Source organism: Hydrogenophaga sp. Root209 (genome assembly GCF_001428625.1).
In the GTDB taxonomy this organism is placed as follows: domain Bacteria; phylum Pseudomonadota; class Gammaproteobacteria; order Burkholderiales; family Burkholderiaceae_C; genus Hydrogenophaga.
The window spans coordinates 221,325-240,146 of the sequence record NZ_LMIE01000030.1 but is presented as its reverse complement, the minus strand read 5'-3'; the positions used below and the strand labels follow the sequence as shown (position 1 = coordinate 240,146).

The window sequence follows — 18,822 nt, the reverse complement described above, 5'->3', positions numbered from 1 at the left end:
CTCATCACACCATTCCGGAGGAACCCATGAAGATCGCAAGAAGCCTTTTCGGATTTGCACCTGTCACCCTCGCCGTCACGCTTGTCCTCACCGGTTGCGCAGACAAGGATCCCCAGAAAATGGTGGATTCTGCGCAGCAATACCTGGACAAGAAGGACAACGCTGCGGCCATCATTCAACTCAAGAACGCCTTGCAGGAAAACCCGAACCTGGCGCAGGCGCGGTTTCTTCTGGGCAAGGCGCTGTCGCTCAACGGCGACCCGGTGGGTGGCAAAGCCGAGCTGCGCAAGGCGCGCGATCTCGGATTCGCTTCTGAGCAGGTGACTCCGTTGCTGGTGCGCAGCATGCTCGCATTGGGCGAGTACAAACAAGTCACCACCGATTTCGACAAGGTTGAGCTCGCCACGCCCGAGGCGACGGCCGATCTGAAAACCTTGCTGGCGATCGCATGGCGCCAGCAAGGCAAACAGGAGGGTTTCGAGGCCAGCCTCCAGCAGGCACTTGCGGCCAAGTCGGATCATGCCCCAGCGCTGATCGAGCAAGCCCGATTCAAGGGGGCTCAGCGCGACTTTGAAGGAGCTATCGCCGTTCTGGACAAGGTTCTGGCTGCCGCGCCCAAAAACGAAGAGGCCTTGAAGCTGAAGGGCGACATCTTTTTGTACAGCAAGCGAGATGTCAAAGACGCTTTGGCGCTTTTTCGCGATGCCAGTGAAGCCAATCCGCAGTTTGCAGATGCCCGTGCAGCGATTGTCCGGGTTTTGCTGAGTCAGGGGCAACTGGATCTGGCATCCACGGAACTGGATGCCTTGGCGAAAATCGCTAAAGGAACTCCGCAGACCTTGTACTTGCAAACGCTTCTTGCGTTTCAGAAAAAGGACTATCCGGCGGCACGCGATTTTTCGCAACAAATGCTGAAGATTGCGCCCAATAGCCCCACGGCACTGGAGATGGCGGGGGCGACCGAACTCCAACTGAATTCAATGGTTCAAGCGGAGGCCTACCTGACGCGCGCAGTGGCAGCCGCTCCGCAGCTGAAGATTGCGCGCCGCGCGCTGGTGCTCACGTTGCTGCGCACCGGTCAGACAGACAAGGCTCTTGCGGCCTTGCCACCCGACATCGCGACAAATAATTCTGATCCCGCCTTGCTTTCAGTTGCGGGGCAGGTGCACATGGTCAAGGGCGAACTCGAGTTGGCGCAGTCCTTCTTTGCGCGCGCCTCCAAACTCGATCCCAATGACCCCGCCAAGCAGACCTCGCTGGCAGTCAGTCAGTTGATGTCTGGAAAAACCGAGCTGGCCATGGAGTCCTTGCAGGACATCGCAGCATCCGACAAGGGTGTCGTGGCCGACATGGCATTGATCAACGCACATCTGCGCAGAAGAGACGTGGACAAGGCGTTGGCCGCCATTGATGACCTGGAGAAGAAGCGAGCCAATGACCCGATGCCTTCGTTGCTTCGGGGGCGAGCCTTGCTGGTGCGCGATGACCGGGCCGGCGCTCGTAAGGCCTTGGAGCGCGCTCTGGAAATTTCTCCGACTTACATGGCCGCAACGACTGCGCTTGCGACGTTGGATGTTGCTGACGGCAAGGCGCAGGAAGCTCAAAAGCGGTTTGAGGGGGTGGTTCAGCGTGAACCCAAGAATGCGCAAGCGTTCATGGCCCTGGCTGAGATAAAGGCCAAAAACGGTGCTCCAAAAGCAGAAGTGCTGGACGCAATCCGCAAGGCCATCGACGCTGCACCCACCGAGAAGTTGCCTCGATTGATGCTGGTCGAATACCTCTTGCAGCAAAAGGACAACGCGGCCGCGTTGTCAAATGCGCAAACGGCGGTGTCTGCGATTCCTGACACCCCCGAACTGCTGGACGTACTGGGGCGGGCGCAGGCTGCCAATGGTGAGAACAACCAGGCCATGAGCAGCTTCAACAAGATGGCTGGTCTGATGCCGCAGTCCCCACTTCCACATGTGCGAATGGCGACCGTGCATGCCGTGATGAAAGACCTTGCGGCGGCTGAGCAAAGTCTGCGCAAAGCATTGGACATTCAACCCAACTTGCTGGTCGCGCAGCGGGGCTTGGCGGAACTGGCCATACAAGCGAAGAAGCCAGCAGATGCGCTTGCCGTGAGCAAAACCGTGCAGAAGCAGCGACCCAAGGAAGCGGTGGGCTTTCTGCTGGAGGGAGATGTTCACGCCGCTACCAAGAACTGGAGCGGTGCAGTCGCGGCCTACAGTGCCGGGCTCAAGGCCGCGCCCAGTACCGAATTGGCCATCAAGCTCCACACAGTGCAGGGCTTGGCCGGCAAGGCTGCTGATGCAGATCGCACGGCTGCGGAATGGATCAAGAGCCATCCGGACGATGCAGGGTTCCGCCTTTTCCTGGGTGATCGCGCGCTGGGTGTCAACAAGCTTCAGGATGCACAACGCCACTACGAGCGGGTGGTCGAGCTTCAGCCCAAGAATGGCTTGGCGTTGAACAACCTGGCATGGGTGGCTGGGAAACTGGGGCGCGTCGATGCCGTGTCCATCGCTGAACGGGCGGTGGCAACGGCACCCAACCAACCCGCGTTCTTGGACACTTTGGCCATGCTGCTGTCCGAGAAGGGAGAACACGCCAAGGCGCTGGATATCCAGAAGAAGGTGGTCGCCGCACAGCCCAATTCGCCGGCTTTCAAACTTAATTTGGCCAAGATACACGTGGCTGCGGGCGATAAGGCCACTGCACGCGTGTTGCTCGATGAGTTGGAAGCCATGGGTGCCAAGTTTGGAGGGCAGAACGAAGTGGCAGCGGTGAAGAAGTCGCTCTGAGGCTCCCGCATTGCTTTTGTGGCAATCGGCACAGGATCGTATGTGCAGAATGTTCCATGGTAGGTGTCGGGTTTTTTTACGAACCATGCGCAGCGGTTGCCGTCGGCGCGAAAGCATCGGTCCAAAGGCTGCTTAAGGCGTTGAAAGAGAACAACTTTCAGATACATGTTCTCTCGGGTCTGAAAATTGCTTATAACAAGCCATCGCAACCCTGAATCAAGTTGCCAGAAAGTTTCACATGTCAGAAAACATTCCGTCACATCCGCCCGAAAATGCCCGAAAGCTTTCTGCCGAGGCTGCGTCTCGGCGGTTGATCATGTTGAGAGGATTGGGCAAGGGCTCTGCGGTCATGGCTGCAGCAGCATTGCCGCTGTCGACGTTGGCGCAGGGCACCACCCTCCTTACGCCCAAAGGTGACGGCGGTACTCCCAATCTCCGTTGCTCGGTCTCGGGAATGCAGTCGAAGGTGGCAAATTCGAACATCCCCAACGATGCCCTGATTTGCGGCGGGTACAGCCCAGGCTGGTGGGGTCAGAAAAAGAGTGACGGCACCCCCCGGCGTTCGTGGCCAACTGACTATACGGTTAAATGCAAGTACCTCTTTAGTCGGTGTGAGTCAGACGATCCGGGGCGCTCGTTGAGCAACAAGACTTTGTTCGAGGTGATGAGCAATTCCACATACTCGTCGACCAAGACGCGCCACTGGATCGGGGCTTACCTCAACGGATTGTCTGGGGGCGCTCCGGGTAATCCGTTTCCTTACAGCGGCGCAGAAGTCATGAGCTTCTACAACTCTGCGGACAGTGTGAAACGAGCCAAATTCTACGAACTGGTGACGACGTACCTGGAGACTCATGGTGAGGCTTGAGTCCAGCGTCTGCATTCGCATTCCCTGAGGCCAGCGGGCTGATGCCGGGCGGAAAGTTGTTTTTTCAGAATCCACTGGTGGTCTTGCACTGGCGCTCGTTTGAGGAAGAGTTCGTTGTATTCGATCAGCTTTCTGGCATCACTTATCGATTTGATGTGTTGAAGGCGTTCGTGCTGGACGTACTTGCCCAAGGCCACCATAGCGAAGCATCTTTGGTCCTTCAAGTGGTGGAACACTTGGGTTCGGTGGATGCCACGGTAATCCCTCCGCTTGTGCACAACATCCTCGAAGAGCTGCATGGCGCAGGCTTGGTTGAGGTCGCAGAAGCGTGATTCTTTCTGACCTGAAGCCCAATGAACTGCGCGAACGGCTGTCCAAGGGGGATTTGATTCTTGGAGTGGGTCCCTTCTCCTTTGAGTTGTCATGCCCTTTGACCCAAGTAGCTGAGGCACTTATGCGTCTTTATGCCGACTACCCAGTCCTGGATCGCGGCGAATTTGTGGACTTCAGCGTTTGCATTTCCAGGGGCAAGGGGTGGCGACGCTGGTTTAGAAGGCAGGCCATCTTCACTTTTGACGGCCTTGAGCCGTTCGTGCCTTTGCCAGAGCGGCATGCATTTCCGCTGCTTGAATGGGCCATGAATTGGTGTGTATCCATGCACACTTACCATTACTTGTTGCTGCACTCAGCTGTGATCGAGCGGGAGGGGTGCGCGGTGATCATGCCGGCGCCTCCTGGGTCGGGAAAAAGCACTTTATGTGCAGGCCTTGTCAACCGCGGATGGCGGCTGCTGTCAGACGAGTTGGCTTTGATTTCTCTGAAGGACCTTTCGATCACCCCATTCGGACGCCCCATCAGTCTCAAGAACCAGTCCATCGACATCATTCGGAATTATGTGCCGGAGGCGGTCTTCAGCCGAGTGGTCCATGACACGTCCAAAGGTACGGTGAGTCACATGAAGGTGCGTTCGGAGCACCTGGCGCGCATCAAGGACCCCGCGCGTCCTTGCTGGGTGATCTTTCCGCGCTATGTAGCTGGAGCGAAGCCCGTGCTGTCCAAGCGCTCCAAGGCCGATAGCCTGCTTGAACTCGGGCGCAACTCTTTCAACTATCTCATCCTGGGCAAGCAAGGATTTGACGTACTGGCCGATGTGGTCGCCTGTTGCGACTGTTTCGATTTCGAATACAGCCAGCTCGACGACGCGGTATCGGTGTTCGACGAACTGGTTGCCGGGAGAGCCGGTGAACACTGATCTGCTGTCCGCTGTCTGGACTTCCCCGGCTCAACCCGAACTCACGTTGCGGCAGTGGTCGGTGATGTTGGGGCAGGCACGGCAGACCACTTTGTTGCCCCGGTTGGCACATCTGTACATCGACAGAGGCTGGATCGAACACGTGCCCGCTGGTCCACGTCGCCATCTGGAAGGCGCCATCAGGCTTGCCGAACGCCAGCAACATGAGGTGCGCTGGGAGGTGAATTGCATCGCTCGAACCATGTTGGAGCTGAACACCCCTGTGGTGCTGTTGAAGGGTGCAGCGTATGTGATGCACGAGCTGCCGCAAGCCCAGGGTCGCTTGTTCTCGGACATCGACATCCTGGTGGACAAAGATCGCCTTGAAGACGCCGAGAATTGTCTGTTGGGCGGTGGATGGATCTGCGAAGAGCGTGATGCGTACAACCAGCGCTACTACCGGGAATGGATGCACGAGATACCGCCTCTGCGCCATGTGAAGCGCAATACCTTCATCGATCTGCACCACACCATTGCGCCGCCGACGTCACGCTTCCACGTTGATGGGCGCAAGTTGCTGGAGCGAGTTGTTCCGGTGAAGGATTACCCGATGCTGTTTGTGTTGGCGCCTGTCGATATGGTTTTGCACAGCGCGGTACACCTTTTTCAAGAGGGCGACTTTGGTCATGGACTTCGGGACTTGCTGGACCTCAATGATTTGCTGATTCGCTTCGGCCCGACGTCTGGTTTTTGGGACGAGCTCGTTGCGCGTGCGGACGAGCTTGGGCTGCAGACACCCTTGTTTCATGCTCTGAGGCACATTGGGCGTCTGTTTGGCTCCCAGGCGCCCCCCCATCTGTTGTCACGCATTGAGACGATGGGGCCCAACCAGCTGGCGCGAGCTCTGATGTCCTGGTCGCTGGGGCTTGCGCTGAGGCCGATGCATCCCAGTTGTGATCTGCCGTTGACCGGTGTGGCTCGGTGGTTTTTGTATGTGCGCTCACACATGCTTCGAATGCCCTTGCAGCTTGTGATCCCGCATCTTTTGCGCAAGGCCTGGATGCGGCAATTCCCCCATAGCGGAAAAGATGAAGTTGTCCTTCAACAGAAAGCATGAATGCGCCTACCTGACCCCCCCAGGCGCCGCGCGGCGACCTTGCTCTTGTGCCTCGGTGTTGTGCTCTCTTCACCGGGCCTTGCCTGGGCAGGACTGTCCGACACCATCGAGAGCCTCAAGCCGTCGGTGCTGTTGATCGGCACATACCAGGCCACGGGAAGTCCGCGTTTCCAGCTCAGAGGCACGGGGTTCGTTGTCGGGGATGGGCAGATGGTGGTGACCAACGCGCACGTCTTGCCAACCGACCCGCCGGTTTCCGATGCGCCAGCGCTGGTGGTTCAGATCCGTCAGCCATCTGGTGACTGGCAGATGCGATCTGCTCGAGTACTGGGTACCAACGTAGCCCGAGACCTCGCCTTGCTTCGCATGGACGGTCCCGCTGGACCGGCCATGCGCTTGGGCAACTCGGCAGCAGTGCGGGAAGGTGCGGACTTGGCGTTCATGGGATTTCCCATCGGGGGTGTACTGGGCTTCTCGGTAGTGACCCATCGAGCGACAGTTTCCAGCATCACCGCTGCGGCCCTGCCGAGCCCTTCCGCAGGACGGTTGAGTGAACAGGCCATTCGTGGGTTGCGCGGCGGTACGTTCCAGATTTTCCAGTTGGATGCAACCGCCTATCCGGGCAACAGTGGAGGGCCACTTTTTGATCCGAATACCGGTGAGGTCGTGGGTGTGATGAACATGGTCCTGATCAAGGGCACGCGGGAGTCCGCTCTGAGCCAACCCTCCGGTATTTCATACGCCATTCCCAGCGCGCACATACAGGAATTGCTGGATCGACACCGCTGATGGCGCATCGAGTCTGTGTCAGTCACGTGAGCATCTTCAAGCAATGAACAGAGTCATGGAGCACGTGGATGCCCTCGTTATCGGGGCTGGCGTTGTAGGACTGGCGGTGGCACGCGCTTTTGCCCTGACTGGTCGAGAGGTGATGGTGCTCGAGCGTGAAGCCGCGATCGGGACCGGCACCAGCTCGCGCAACAGCGAGGTGATCCATGCGGGTATCTACTATCCGTTTGGTTCGCTCAAGGCCACGCTGTGTGTGCGGGGGCGTGAGGCGCTTTACGCGTACTGCGCCGAGCGCGGCATTCCTCATCGGCGGTGCGGCAAGCTCATCGTCGCCAACACGCCATCGCAGTTGGCGGCCTTGCCGGCGATTCTGGCGAAGGCGGCAGCCAACGGAGTGGACGATCTTGTTCTGCTGAGTCGGAATGAAGCGCAGTTGTTCGAGCCTGAGCTTGAGTGTCTGGGAGCGATTCGGTCGCCCTCCACCGGCATTGTGGACAGTCACGCGCTCATGTTGGCGCTGCAGGGGGATCTGGAGAATCAAGGTGGGTTGGTGGTGTGTCACAGCGGAGTGCGCGAACTCGCCGTGACATCGCGAGGGATTGAAGTGGAGTCCCTGGATGGGACCCGTTTGCTGGCCCGGACCGTGATCAATGCAGCGGGCCTGTACGCTTGCGATCTTGCTCGCAAGACCCGCGGTCTGGATGCGAGAAGCATCCCCAAGGCTTGGTATGCCAAAGGCAGCTACTTCACACTCACGGGTCATTCCCCTTTTTCCCATCTGATTTACCCGGCACCCGAGCCCGATGCGCATCTGGCCGGGTTGGGTGTCCACCTCACCCTGGACTTGGGTGGACAAGCCAAATTTGGCCCGGATGTGGAGTGGACTTCTTCGGCCGACGACCTGCAGGTGGATCCTTCCCGCTCAGACGTCTTTTATGCCGAGGTGCGCCGCTATTGGCCCGAATTGCCCAGCGGCTCGCTGCAACCAGGGTACGCCGGAATCCGGCCCAAGATCAGTGGCCCGCACGAGCCCGCTGCCGATTTCTGGATCCAGGGGCCCGACGATCATGGTGTGCCAGGGCTGGTCAACCTCTTTGGCATCGAGTCACCCGGCCTGACCAGTTGCCTGGCTCTTGCAGACCAGGTGATTACAGTTTCACGAACCCTTTGAACCGCCTTGGGCCTGGATCGCCCGGGCCGACTCCCACACCAGGGACGGGCCCTTGTAGATGAGCCCGGTATAGATCTGAACCAGATTGGCACCCGCCTGGATCTTGCTCACCGCATCCGCCGCGCTGAGCACGCCACCCACGCCGATGATGGGAAAACTCTTGCCCAGACAGGCGCGCAGTTGGCGGATCACCTGGTTGCTCATGTGCAGCACCGGTGAGCCTGACAGCCCGCCGGTCTCCGCGGCGTGGTCCATGCCCTTCACAGCTTCGCGGCTGAGTGTCGTGTTGGTGGCGATCACGCCCAGAGCCTGGGTCGCATGGCCTTCGCTGTCGGCTCCATAGCGCATGAGCGTGGCCGCGATGATCTCGATCTGTGTGTTGTCCAGATCTGGGGCGATCTTCAGAAAGATCGGGATCCGTCGACCGTGACGCTGAGCCAGCAACTCGCGGCGCTCGGCCACCGCGCCGAGCAGGGCGTCTAGCGCCTGATCGCTCTGCAGGCTGCGCAGGTTTTGCGTGTTGGGGCTGGAGACATTGACGGTGACGTAGTCGGCGTGCGGATACACGCCGTCCAGGCAGGCAAGGTAGTCGTCGGTGGCACGCTCGATGGGCGTGCTGGCGTTCTTGCCGATGTTCAGACCCAGCACCATGGGACTCGCGCCGCTCTGGTTTCGAAAACGGGCACGCTGCACGTTGATCAGAAATGCATCCAGGCCTTCGTTGTTGAAGCCCAGGCGGTTGATCAAGGCATGGGCCTTGGGCAGGCGGAACATGCGGGGTTTCGGGTTGCCGCTCTGGCCCTTGGGGGTAACCGTGCCGACCTCCACGAAACCGAAGCCCATGGCCGCCAGGCCGTCGATGCAGCGGGCATTCTTGTCGAGTCCAGCCGCGAGGCCAACGCGGTTGGGGAACTGGATGCCCGCCAGCGTGTAGGGATCGTGGACCCGGGGTTCGCTGTACAGGCAGGTCAGCGGCGAATGTTGCAGCCGTGCGAGGGCGTTGATGGTCAGATCGTGGGCGGCTTCGGGGTCCATGCCGAACAGGAAGGGGCGGGCGGCGGCATAGGGGAGAAGCGACATCGGATAATCCAGGGCTGTTGTTTCACCGATTGTCTCAAATGACCCAAGACGAACTCAAAGCGTTGGTCGGCCAAGCCGCCCTGCAATATGTGACCCCCGGTGAGATCGTCGGGGTGGGCACCGGCTCCACCGTCAACAAGTTCATCGATGCATTGGCCAGCATCAAGGACCAGATTGCTGGTGCCGTCTCCAGCTCCGAAGCCTCCACCGTGCGCCTGAAGGCGCTGGGCATCCCGGTGTTCGAGGCCAACGCGGTGGGCGAGCTGTCGGTCTACATCGATGGCGCCGACGAGATCGATGCCAGCGGCCACATGGTCAAGGGCGGAGGTGCTGCGCTCACGCGTGAAAAGATCGTGGCGGCGCAGTCGCGTCGATTCGTCTGTATCGCAGACGAATCGAAACTGGTGAAGGCCTTGGGTGCCTTTCCGTTGCCGGTGGAGGTGATCCCCATGGCCACCGCGCGGTTGGTGCGGCAGTTTGCTGCCCTGGGCGGACACGCCAGCGTGCGCGTGAAGGACGGTGCTCCGTTGGTCACCGACAACGGGCAACACATCCTGGACGTGACCGGTCTCCACATCACCGATCCGCTGGCGTTCGAGAGCGAAGTCAACCAGTGGCCGGGCGTGGTGACGGTGGGTGTGTTCGCCCACCAGAAAGCCCACGTGTGCTTGCTGGGCACGCCGAGTGGCGTGAAGACGCTGACCTTTTAGACCCGCGTCCGGCGCCCGATCAGAAACGGATGCCGGCAGGGTTGGTGACAGGCGGTGTCACCGATGGCGCTGCAGGCGCTTCGACGGATTGCGATTGGGCCGTGGTTTGCCCGGGCGCCGCAGCCGTAGCCGGGGCCTGGACGGCTACCAACGGCGTGGGGGCGGCTCGCCGGTAGGCTGTGGGCAGGGCCGACTGCTTGGGATAGCCGGCCGCATCGAGGAACTGGGTCCATTCGCTGTCGGAATAGCCTTTGATCTGCTGGCTGCCGATCGTCAGAAAGGGCAGGGAGGCCTGGCCACTGAGGCGTTTGAGGGCTTCGGCGTCCTCGTTGGTGTTGATGGTTTTTTCGGCATAGGGGATGCCTCGCGCGTTGAGCAGGTTGCGCCCGCTGTTGCAAGGGGCGCATTCGCTGCTGCTGTAGAGCGTCACCGGGTACCGGTTGCTGACCTGTCGCAGCTCGAAGGGCAACGGGGCATTGGCGCTGTTGGCAGAACCTGTCGCAGCTGTCACGGGACGGGCGTTGGTGGCTGGCGGTGGTTGGTCGGAGTAGCTCACACGACCATCGGGTCCGACGATTCGGTACACGCCCTGGGCCAGGGCCGACACGGACACCAGGCCCGCCACCAGGCCCAAGGCTGCACAGCGCAGGTAGGACGCGCTTGCTGGGGTGAAAGTGGATGTGGGGATGTTCATGTCGACTCCTATCGGCAATCAGCAAAACAAATCAAGCCATGCCTTGATGACGCAGCAGGGCATCGATGCTGGGTTCGCGGCCCCGGAAGGCCTTGAACGACTCCATGGCGGGGCGACTGCCTCCCGCCTCAAGGATCGCTTCACGATAGCGGCGGCCCGTGGCGACGTCCAGCGTGCTGTGGCCATTTTGCTGCGCCGCTTCTTCAAACGCGGCGTACGCGTCGGCCGAGAGCACTTCGGCCCACTTGTAACTGTAGTAGCCGGCCGAGTAACCGCCGGCAAAGATGTGACTGAAGGTGTGCGGCGAGCGGCTGTAGGCCGGCGGCTGCAGCACCGCCACCTCGTCGCGCACCTGCTGCTGCAGCGCGAGGATCGCCTCGCCGCTGGTGGCGGGCTGTGGCTGGCTGTGCAGCAGCATGTCGAACAGCGAAAATTCCACTTGGCGCAGCGTCTGCAGCCCGCTCTGGTAGTTCTTGGCAGCCAGCATCTTGTCGAACAGCGCGCGCGGTAGCGGTTCGCCGGTGTCCACATGGGCGGTCATGTGCTTGAGCACGTCCCACTCCCAGCAGAAGTTCTCCATGAACTGGCTGGGCAGTTCAACCGCGTCCCATTCGACACCGCTGATGCCCGACACGTCGCGCTCGTTCACCTGGGTGAGCATGTGGTGCAGGCCGTGGCCGAACTCGTGGAAGAGGGTGATGACGTCGTCGTGGGTGAGCAAGGCTGCCTTGCCGTTCACGCCTTCGGCGAAGTTGCACACCAGGTGCGCCACCGGCGTTTGAAGCGAGCCCGTGTCGGGGCGCAGCCAGCGGGCGCGCACGTCGTCCATCCAGGCGCCACCTCGCTTGCCGTTGCGCGCGGCCGGGTCGAGGTAGAACTGGCCCACGAGCTCTGTACCGTTCGGGCTGCTGCGTTCAATGCGGTAGAACTCGACACCTGGGTTCCACACCGGCGCCTGGTCGCGGCGGATGGCCACCTCGAACAGCGTCTCGACGATCTGGAACAGGCCTGCCAGCACCTTGGGCGCCGTGAAGTAGGGTTTGACTTCCTGCTCGCTGAAAGCGTAACGCGCCTCCTTGAGCTTCTCGCCGATATAGGGCCAGTCCCATGCCTGCGGGTCGGTCTGGCCGAGGTCGCTGGCGGCGAAAGCGCGCAGGTCAGCGAGGTCTTTTTCGGCATGGGGGCGGGCCTTGATGCCCAGGTCGCGCAGAAAGGCCATCACCTGTTCGGGCGATTCGGCCATCTTGGGCACCAGGGACACGTCGGCATAGTGCCGATAGCCCAGCAACTGCGCCTCTTCATGGCGCAAGGCGAGCAGCTCGCCCATGATGGCGGCGTTGTCGAACTTGATCGCGTCACCTGCGGCCTGATCGCTGGCGCGCGTGGCGTAGGCACGGTAGAGCTGCTCGCGCAGCGGGCTGCTGTGGGCGAACTGCATCACCGGCAGGTAACACGGCATCTTCAGCGTGAGCTTGTGGCCCGACTTGCCCTCGGCTGCGGCCGCTGCGGCGGTGGACTGCATCACATCGTCGGGCACACCGGCCAGTTCCTCGGTGGTCACGTACAACGCGAAAGCGTCGGTCGCATCGAGCGCGTTTTCACTGAACTTCTGGCCCAGCTCGGCCTGTCGCTCCTGCAGCCAGGCAAACCGCGTCTTGGCCTCGCCTTGCAGATCGGCACCGCCCAGCACGAAGCCGCGCATCGCGTTGTGGTGGGCGCGGGCCTGCTCGGCGTTGAGCCTGGTGGGGTCCATGGCCTTGTACTTGGCGTACAAGCGCTCGTCCGCGCCCAGTCGGGTCCAGAACTCGGTGACCTTGGGCAAGGCCTCGTTGTAGGCGGCGCGCAGTTCGGGGGTGTCGGCCACGCTGTTGAGGTGGCTCACGGCGCCCCACGCGCGCGACAGGCGCTCGGTGGGTACGTCCAGGGTTTCGGAGATGCGCTTCCAGTCGGGCGGGAAGCTGCTGGCCGTCACGGTCTCCAGCGCGACGCTGGCAGCCTGCATCAATTGATCGATCGCCGGACCCACCAGCGTCGGTGTGATGGCGTCGAACAGCGGCAGGTCGTCGAAGTTGAGCAGCGGGTTCTGGTCGAAGGGGGCAGTGCGGTCGTTCATGCGTTCTCAGATGTGGCGCTGTGGGTGAAGTTCAAGCCGCGAGGCCACGAACGAACGTCGGGAAGGCTATGACTGCGATTGGGCGCTCTTCTTCACGCTCTTCTTCATGACCTTGGCACGCTTGATCTGCCCGCCGGTGGTCAGGCGCTGGTTGCCCAGCACGCGCACCACCTTCACCTCTGGACGCTGGCCGCCGCGTTTGCTGAATTTCAGCACCTTCACGTCGCGTGGCCCGGGCATGCGGTCTTCGTCCACCACCTTCACCTTTTCGACCAACGGGCGCCAGAGCACCAGCAGCTTGCCGATGTGCTGGATGGGAGCGGCGTCCAGCTCGTCGGCCAGGGTGTGCAGCATGGCCTCGCGTGCCGCGCGGTCGTCGCTGAGCACCCGGACCTTGATCAGGCCGTGCGCCTTGAGCGCAGCGGCGATCTCTTTCTTGACGGCGGGGCTCAATCCGTCGTTTCCGATGTGGACGACGGGATCGAGGTGGTGGGCTTCGGCGCGGTGAACTTTGCGCTGAGCGGGAGTGAGTGTGATCTGGGGCATGGGACAATTATCGTTTACACAGACCTTAGGCGACCCTCATGGGCATGAAAGTCAAAACCCAGAGCAAAAAGGTCAACAAGGCCTGGCTCAACCAGCACGTGAACGACCCGTACGTTCGCCTGGCGAAGAAAGACGGCTACCGCGCGCGCGCCGCCTACAAGCTCAAGGAACTCGACGAAACCCTCGGCTTGATTCGTCCGGGCGACTGCGTGGTGGACCTGGGTTCGGCGCCTGGCGCGTGGAGCCAGTACGCGCGCCGTCGCCTGAGTCCGCAGGGCGCGGCCGTGGGCGAACTGCATGGCACGATCATCGCGCTGGACATGCTGCCCATGGATGATGTGGAAGGCGTGCATTTCATTCTGGGCGACTTCCGGGAGGCAGCGGTGCTGGAAGAGCTGGAGAAAGCCCTGACCGACCGCGGCGTGCACCAGGTTGATGTGGTGATCTCCGACATGGCGCCCAACCTCTCGGGCATCGGCATGACTGACGCCGCGCGCATCACCGATCTGGTGGAGCTGGCGGTGGATTTTTCAATCAAGCACCTCAAAGTCGATGGTTCGCTGGTGGTCAAACTGTTCCATGGCGGCGCCTACGACCCCATGGTGGCCCTGTTTCGCCAGACATTCCGCACCGTCAAGGCCGTTAAACCCAAGGCGTCGCGCGACAAATCGTCTGAAACCTTTCTCGTCGGCCTGGGTCTCAAATCCACGGTACGGGGCTGAGTACGGCCTGTTGGGGCCTCTCATAGAGAAAAGCCAACCCTTTCACTGACACAGCCTCGTCACCCGCATGAGGCACGCGCGCTTGAAAGTCCTAGAATGACTCCCACATGCGCATAACCGCCAATACCGACTCCAGGAGCTGCACTTGAACAATCAGTGGTTTTCGAAAATCGCCGTGTGGATGGTCATCGCCATGGTGCTTTTCACTGTCTTCAAGCAGTTCGACACGCGCTCTGCCGCAGGGTCGGGCTACATGGGCTACTCCGAGTTTCTCGACGAAGTCAAGGCCCGGCGCATCAAGAGTGCCACCATCCAGGAAGGCCAGGGCGGCACCGAGATCGTGGCCGTCACGCAGGATGATCGTCGTGTGCGCACCACAGCCACCTACCTCGACCGCGGTCTGGTGGGCGACCTGATCAACAACGACGTGAAGTTCGACGTGCGTCCGCGCGAAGAAGGCTCGCTGCTCATGACCCTGCTGGTCAGCTGGGGCCCGATGCTGCTGCTGATTGGCGTGTGGATCTACTTCATGCGACAGATGCAGGGCGGCGGCAAGGGCGGGGCGTTCAGCTTCGGCAAGAGCAAAGCCCGCATGCTTGACGAGAACAACAACACCGTGACCTTCGCCGACGTGGCGGGTTGCGACGAGGCCAAGGAAGAGGTCAAGGAGGTCGTGGACTTCCTGAAGGACCCGGCCAAGTTCCAGAAACTGGGCGGGCGCATCCCGCGCGGCCTGCTGCTGGTCGGCCCTCCCGGCACCGGCAAGACCCTGCTGGCCAAGGGCATCGCGGGCGAAGCCAAGGTGCCGTTCTTCAGCATCTCGGGCTCGGACTTCGTGGAAATGTTCGTTGGCGTGGGCGCGGCTCGCGTGCGCGACATGTTCGAGAATGCCAAGAAGAACGCACCCTGCATCATCTTCATCGATGAAATTGACGCGGTCGGCCGCCAGCGTGGCGCGGGCCTTGGTGGCGGCAACGATGAGCGCGAGCAGACCTTGAACCAGATGCTGGTCGAGATGGACGGCTTCGAAACCAACCTCGGCGTGATCGTGGTCGCGGCCACCAACCGCCCCGACATCCTGGACGCCGCCCTGCTGCGCCCGGGCCGCTTTGACCGCCAGGTCTACGTGACGCTGCCCGACATCCGGGGCCGCGAGCAGATCTTGAACGTGCACATGCGCAAGGTGCCGCTGGGCACCGACGTGAACCCGAGCGTGATCGCGCGCGGCACGCCCGGCATGAGCGGTGCCGACCTGGCCAACCTGTGCAACGAAGCTGCCCTGATGGCCGCGCGCCGCAACGCACGCGTGGTCGAGATGCAGGACTTCGAGAAGGCCAAGGACAAGATTTTCATGGGCCCCGAGCGCAAGAGCATGGTCATGCCCGAGGAAGAGCGCCGCAACACGGCGTACCACGAGTCGGGCCACGCACTCATCGGCAAGCTGCTGCCCAAGTGCGACCCCGTGCACAAGGTCACCATCATCCCGCGCGGCCGCGCGTTGGGCGTCACCATGAGCCTGCCGGCGCAGGACCGCTACAGCTACGACAAGGACTACATGCTGAACCAGATCAGCATGCTGTTCGGTGGCCGCATCGCCGAAGAGGTGTTCATGAACCAGATGACCACCGGGGCTTCGAACGACTTCGAGCGTGCCACAACGATTGCCCGCGACATGGTGATGCGCTACGGCATGACCGATGCCCTGGGCCCAATGGTGTACGCCGAAAACGAAGGTGAAGTGTTCCTGGGCCGCTCGGTGACCAAGACCACCAACATGAGTGAGTCCACCATGCAGAAGGTGGACGCCGAGGTGCGCCGCATCATCGACGCGCAGTACAAGCTGGCGCGCGATCTGATCGAAGAGAACAGCGACAAGATGCACGCCATGGCCAAGGCCCTGCTGGAATGGGAAACCATCGACGCCGACCAGATCGACGACATCATGGCCGGCAAACCACCCCGCCCACCCAAGGACTGGACGCCACGCAACCCCTCGGTGGGTGGTGGCGGTGGCAGCGGTGGGTCGCCCGCCGTGGCGACCGATCCTGCACCCACGGCCGCCTGAGCGACTCGGGTTTTTTGGATACACGGGGCTTCGGCCCCGTTGTTGTTTCCGTTCAAGATCTTCTTCATGCATTGGCAGACCACCCGTTTTGACATCGACCTCGCCACGCCGCAGGTCATGGGCATCGTGAACGTGACGCCCGATTCCTTTTCCGACGGCGGCCAGCACGCCGGCAGCCTGGCCGCGCTCAAACATTGCGAGCAACTCGTCCAGGAGGGCGCGTGCATGCTGGACATCGGTGGTGAGTCGACGCGCCCCGGCAGCCCGGCCGTGCCCCTGGACGAGGAGCTTGCTCGGGTGTTGCCCGTGGTGCGCGGGGCGGTGAAGCTGGGTGTGCCGGTGTCGGTGGACACCTACAAACCCGAGGTGATGCGTGCCGTGCTCGATGCCGGCGCCGACATCGTCAACGACATCTGGGCACTGCGGCGCGGCGACGCGCTGGACGTGGTTGCCGCGCATCCGCGCTGCGGTGTGTGCCTCATGCACATGCACCGCGATCCCCAGACCATGCAGGTGGCACCGATGGAGGGCGACGTGTTGCCAGCGGTGAGCGCTTTCCTGCGCGAGCGAGCCAGAGCGCTCATGGCCCGTGGCGTGGCGCACGAGCGCATCGTGCTCGATGCCGGCGTGGGCTTTGGCAAGACCGTGGCGCAGAACTTCAGCCTCCTGGCGCGCCAGAGCGAGCTGATGGCTCTTGGTTGGCCCTTGCTCGCGGGGTGGTCACGCAAGTCGTCTCTGGGAGCCGCAACGGGGCGAGAGGTGCCCGCCGAGCGGGTGGCAGCCAGTGTGGCGGCCGCCTTGCTGGCGGTGGAGCGCGGAGCCCGCGTGGTGCGCGTGCACGACGTGCGCGAGACGGTGGACGCACTGAGGGTCTGGCAGGCCATCCAGCCCGTTTGAGTGGGTGGATGACCGCGATAATCGACGTTTTGCGGCCGCGCGCCGACCAGCATTGAGCCGGTGTGGCGAAGCGCCGCATCCATAACAACACAGAGAACACAACATGCCCCGCAAATACTTCGGCACCGACGGCATCCGCGGCACAGTCGGCCAGCCCCCCATCACCCCCGACTTCGTCTTGCGCCTGGCCCATGCGGTGGGTCGCGTGCTGCGCCGCACCGAGTCGCACCCCACGGTGCTGATCGGCAAGGACACGCGCATCTCTGGCTACATGCTGGAGGCGGCGCTGGAGTCGGGCTTCAACTCAGCCGGCGTGGACGTGGTGCTGCTCGGCCCCGTGCCCACACCGGCCGTGGCCTACCTCACCCGGGCCCAGCGCGCCAACCTGGGCGTGGTGATTTCTGCCAGCCACAACCCGTTTGCGGACAACGGCATCAAGTTCTTCAGCGCCCTGGGCACCAAACTGCCCGACGACTGGGAGCAAGCGGTTGAGGCTGCACTGGACGAGCCACCGGTGTGGGCCGCATCGGCCGAACTTGGCAAGTCGCGCCGAATGGAAGACGCGGCCGGCCGCTACATCGAGTTCTGCAAGAGCACCTGCTCGCACAACCTCTCGCTCAAGGGCTTGAAGATCGTGGTGGATGGCGCCAACGGTGCGGCCTACCAGATCGCACCCGCCGTGTTCCACGAGCTGGGTGCCGAGGTCATCAAGATCGGCTGCACGCCCGACGGCCTGAACATCAACCACGGCGTGGGTGCCACGCATCCGCAGGCCATGGTGGAGGCGGTGAAGGCGCACGGCGCCCACTACGGCATCGCGCTCGACGGCGATGCCGATCGCCTGCAGATGGTGGATTCAGACGGGCGCCTGTTCAACGGTGATGAACTGCTGTACCTGATCGTGGCCGATCGCCTGGCGCGCGACCACGACGTGCCGGGCGTGGTGGGCACGCTCATGACCAACATGGCGGTGGAGGTGGCGCTCAAGGCGCGCGGCGTGAAGTTCGTGCGCGCCAAGGTGGGCGACCGCTATGTGCTCGAAGAGTTGGAAAAGAATGGCTGGATCCTGGGTGGCGAGGGCTCCGGGCATTTGCTGGTGCTCGATCGCCACACCACGGGCGACGGCCTGGTGTCGGCCCTGCAGGTGCTGCACGCCTGCGTGGACAGTGGCAAGACCATGGCGCAGCAGCTCGCCGACGTGACGCTGTTTCCTCAGACGCTGATCAACGTGCGCCTGCAACCCGGCCAGGACTGGAAGACCAACACCTTCCTGGCGCAGCAGACGCAGGCGGTGGAGGCCGAGCTGGGCGAGACTGGCCGCGTGCTCATCCGTGCCAGCGGCACCGAGCCATTGCTGCGCGTGATGGTGGAGGCGCGTGACGCGCAGAAGGCGCTGGCCTGCGCCGAACGTTTGGTGGCCGCTGTGCGAGCGCAGGTGCCCGCGTGAGCGGTGTTGCCATCTTTCGCGCGGACTACACCGACGCCAGCCACGCAGCCGCTCTGGTGGCCCTGCTTGACGCGTATGCGAGCGATCCGGCGGGCGGTGGCGATGGTCTGTCGGACTTCGCGAAACAGCACCTGGTGCGTGAACTCGCGGCGCGGCCGCAGGCCTACAGCGTGCTGGCGTTTGATGGCACGCAGCCGGTGGGGCTGGTGAACTGCATCGAAGGCTTCTCCACCTTCGCCTGCAAGCCGCTGGTGAACGTGCACGACGTGGCCGTGCTGGCCAGCCACCGGGGGCGCGGCATTGCGGAGCAGATGTTGGCCCTGGCCGAAATCATCGCCAAGGAGCGTGGGGCGGTGAAGATGACGTTGGAAGTGCTGTCGGGCAACCATGGCGCGGTCCGCCTGTACGAGCGCATCGGTTATGCCGGTTACCAGTTGGACCCGGCTATGGGCACCGCCCGGTTCTTCCAGAAGTGGTTATGAACAGGAAGCACCCCCGCGCCGGGCGCTGACGCGCCCGTCACCCCCTCAAGGAGGCGCCACCATGGGCCCGGCAAAGCCGGTTCCGC

The 18,822-nt window shown here is 62.3% G+C and carries 17 protein-coding genes; 13 read left to right on the top strand and 4 right to left on the bottom strand.

The features are described 5' to 3' along the window. Positions 1-26: 26 nt before the first annotated feature. From prsT to ASE11_RS17910, 7 genes are all read left to right on the top strand, one after another. The gene (prsT, locus tag ASE11_RS17940; protein ID WP_056274825.1) at positions 27-2,804 is read left to right on the top strand and encodes an XrtA/PEP-CTERM system TPR-repeat protein PrsT; all 2,778 of its coding nucleotides are present in this window, start codon (positions 27-29) and stop codon (positions 2,802-2,804) included. Between the two features lie 238 nt (positions 2,805-3,042). After that, positions 3,043-3,672, top strand: a complete 630-nt coding sequence (locus ASE11_RS17935; protein WP_156406404.1) for a hypothetical protein — start codon at positions 3,043-3,045, stop codon at positions 3,670-3,672. Further along, positions 3,669-4,004, top strand: a complete 336-nt coding sequence (locus ASE11_RS17930; RefSeq protein ID WP_156406403.1) for a hypothetical protein — start codon at positions 3,669-3,671, stop codon at positions 4,002-4,004. Before ASE11_RS17935 ends, ASE11_RS17930 begins: the two co-directional genes overlap by 4 nt. After that, complete coding sequence (locus ASE11_RS17925) at positions 4,001-4,924, top strand: HprK-related kinase A (protein WP_056274818.1); 924 nt, start codon at positions 4,001-4,003, stop codon at positions 4,922-4,924. Before ASE11_RS17930 ends, ASE11_RS17925 begins: the two co-directional genes overlap by 4 nt. Continuing rightward, a complete protein-coding gene (locus ASE11_RS17920; RefSeq protein ID WP_056274814.1) occupies positions 4,914-6,020 on the top strand; it encodes a nucleotidyltransferase family protein in 1,107 nt (368 codons plus the stop codon). Before ASE11_RS17925 ends, ASE11_RS17920 begins: the two co-directional genes overlap by 11 nt. Further along, the gene (locus ASE11_RS17915) at positions 6,021-6,809 is read left to right on the top strand and encodes a S1C family serine protease (protein WP_056274812.1); all 789 of its coding nucleotides are present in this window, start codon (positions 6,021-6,023) and stop codon (positions 6,807-6,809) included. Positions 6,810-6,864: 55 nt separating this feature from the next. Next, positions 6,865-7,980: an NAD(P)/FAD-dependent oxidoreductase gene (locus ASE11_RS17910; protein ID WP_082585831.1), complete on the top strand. Its 1,116-nt coding sequence runs from the start codon at positions 6,865-6,867 to the stop codon at positions 7,978-7,980. Here ASE11_RS17910 and ASE11_RS17905 read toward each other — a convergent pair. After that, positions 7,966-9,060: a quinone-dependent dihydroorotate dehydrogenase gene (locus ASE11_RS17905; RefSeq protein ID WP_056274807.1), complete on the bottom strand. Its 1,095-nt coding sequence runs from the start codon at positions 9,058-9,060 to the stop codon at positions 7,966-7,968. The two genes, ASE11_RS17910 and ASE11_RS17905, sit on opposite strands and share 15 nt — an antisense overlap. 38 nt (positions 9,061-9,098) lie before the next feature. Here ASE11_RS17905 and rpiA point away from each other — a divergent pair, with 38 nt between their 5' ends. Then, positions 9,099-9,770: a ribose-5-phosphate isomerase RpiA gene (rpiA, locus tag ASE11_RS17900; RefSeq protein WP_056274805.1), complete on the top strand. Its 672-nt coding sequence runs from the start codon at positions 9,099-9,101 to the stop codon at positions 9,768-9,770. Between the two features lie 19 nt (positions 9,771-9,789). Here the strand turns inward: rpiA and ASE11_RS17895 are convergent, their stop codons facing one another. From ASE11_RS17895 to ASE11_RS17885, 3 genes are all read right to left on the bottom strand, one after another. After that, a complete protein-coding gene (locus ASE11_RS17895) occupies positions 9,790-10,464 on the bottom strand; it encodes a glutaredoxin family protein (RefSeq protein ID WP_082585830.1) in 675 nt (224 codons plus the stop codon). Between the two features lie 31 nt (positions 10,465-10,495). Then, positions 10,496-12,577 (bottom strand): M3 family metallopeptidase, encoded by a 2,082-nt coding sequence (locus ASE11_RS17890; protein WP_056274803.1) that lies wholly within the window; start codon positions 12,575-12,577, stop codon positions 10,496-10,498. A gap of 66 nt (positions 12,578-12,643) precedes the next feature. Further along, a complete protein-coding gene (locus tag ASE11_RS17885) occupies positions 12,644-13,123 on the bottom strand; it encodes a YhbY family RNA-binding protein (RefSeq protein WP_056274801.1) in 480 nt (159 codons plus the stop codon). A gap of 44 nt (positions 13,124-13,167) precedes the next feature. Between ASE11_RS17885 and ASE11_RS17880 the strand changes: the two genes are divergently transcribed. The 5 genes from ASE11_RS17880 (at position 13,168) to ASE11_RS17860 (ending at position 18,736) form a co-directional block, all read left to right on the top strand. Beyond that, complete coding sequence (locus ASE11_RS17880) at positions 13,168-13,845, top strand: RlmE family RNA methyltransferase (RefSeq protein ID WP_056275060.1); 678 nt, start codon at positions 13,168-13,170, stop codon at positions 13,843-13,845. Between the two features lie 145 nt (positions 13,846-13,990). Next, entirely contained in the window at positions 13,991-15,910 is a 1,920-nt protein-coding gene (ftsH, locus tag ASE11_RS17875) for an ATP-dependent zinc metalloprotease FtsH (RefSeq protein WP_056274799.1), read from the top strand. Between the two features lie 66 nt (positions 15,911-15,976). Then, a complete protein-coding gene (gene folP / locus ASE11_RS17870) occupies positions 15,977-16,807 on the top strand; it encodes a dihydropteroate synthase (RefSeq protein ID WP_056275058.1) in 831 nt (276 codons plus the stop codon). A 103-nt stretch (positions 16,808-16,910) separates the two neighbouring features. Continuing rightward, entirely contained in the window at positions 16,911-18,254 is a 1,344-nt protein-coding gene (gene glmM, locus ASE11_RS17865) for a phosphoglucosamine mutase (protein ID WP_056274797.1), read from the top strand. Next, entirely contained in the window at positions 18,251-18,736 is a 486-nt protein-coding gene (locus ASE11_RS17860) for a GNAT family N-acetyltransferase (RefSeq protein WP_056274795.1), read from the top strand. The genes glmM and ASE11_RS17860 overlap by 4 nt, the downstream gene beginning before the upstream one ends. The last annotated feature ends 86 nt before the right edge of the window (positions 18,737-18,822 follow it).

Excerpts from the sequence above, each read along its gene's own strand:
- prsT (WP_056274825.1), top strand. The coding sequence starts at position 27 with ATGAAGATCGCAAGAAGCCTTTTCGGATTTGCACCTGTCACCCTCGCC.
- ASE11_RS17935 (WP_156406404.1), top strand. The coding sequence starts at position 3,043 with ATGTCAGAAAACATTCCGTCACATCCGCCCGAAAATGCCCGAAAGCTT.
- ASE11_RS17915 (WP_056274812.1), top strand. The coding sequence starts at position 6,021 with ATGCGCCTACCTGACCCCCCCAGGCGCCGCGCGGCGACCTTGCTCTTG.
- ASE11_RS17910 (WP_082585831.1), top strand. The coding sequence starts at position 6,865 with ATGGAGCACGTGGATGCCCTCGTTATCGGGGCTGGCGTTGTAGGACTG.
- ASE11_RS17905 (WP_056274807.1), bottom strand. The coding sequence starts at position 9,060 with ATGTCGCTTCTCCCCTATGCCGCCGCCCGCCCCTTCCTGTTCGGCATG.
- rpiA (WP_056274805.1), top strand. The coding sequence starts at position 9,099 with ATGACCCAAGACGAACTCAAAGCGTTGGTCGGCCAAGCCGCCCTGCAA.
- ASE11_RS17895 (WP_082585830.1), bottom strand. The coding sequence starts at position 10,464 with ATGAACATCCCCACATCCACTTTCACCCCAGCAAGCGCGTCCTACCTG.
- ASE11_RS17890 (WP_056274803.1), bottom strand. The coding sequence starts at position 12,577 with ATGAACGACCGCACTGCCCCCTTCGACCAGAACCCGCTGCTCAACTTC.
- ASE11_RS17885 (WP_056274801.1), bottom strand. The coding sequence starts at position 13,123 with ATGCCCCAGATCACACTCACTCCCGCTCAGCGCAAAGTTCACCGCGCC.
- ASE11_RS17880 (WP_056275060.1), top strand. The coding sequence starts at position 13,168 with ATGAAAGTCAAAACCCAGAGCAAAAAGGTCAACAAGGCCTGGCTCAAC.
- folP (WP_056275058.1), top strand. The coding sequence starts at position 15,977 with ATGCATTGGCAGACCACCCGTTTTGACATCGACCTCGCCACGCCGCAG.
- glmM (WP_056274797.1), top strand. The coding sequence starts at position 16,911 with ATGCCCCGCAAATACTTCGGCACCGACGGCATCCGCGGCACAGTCGGC.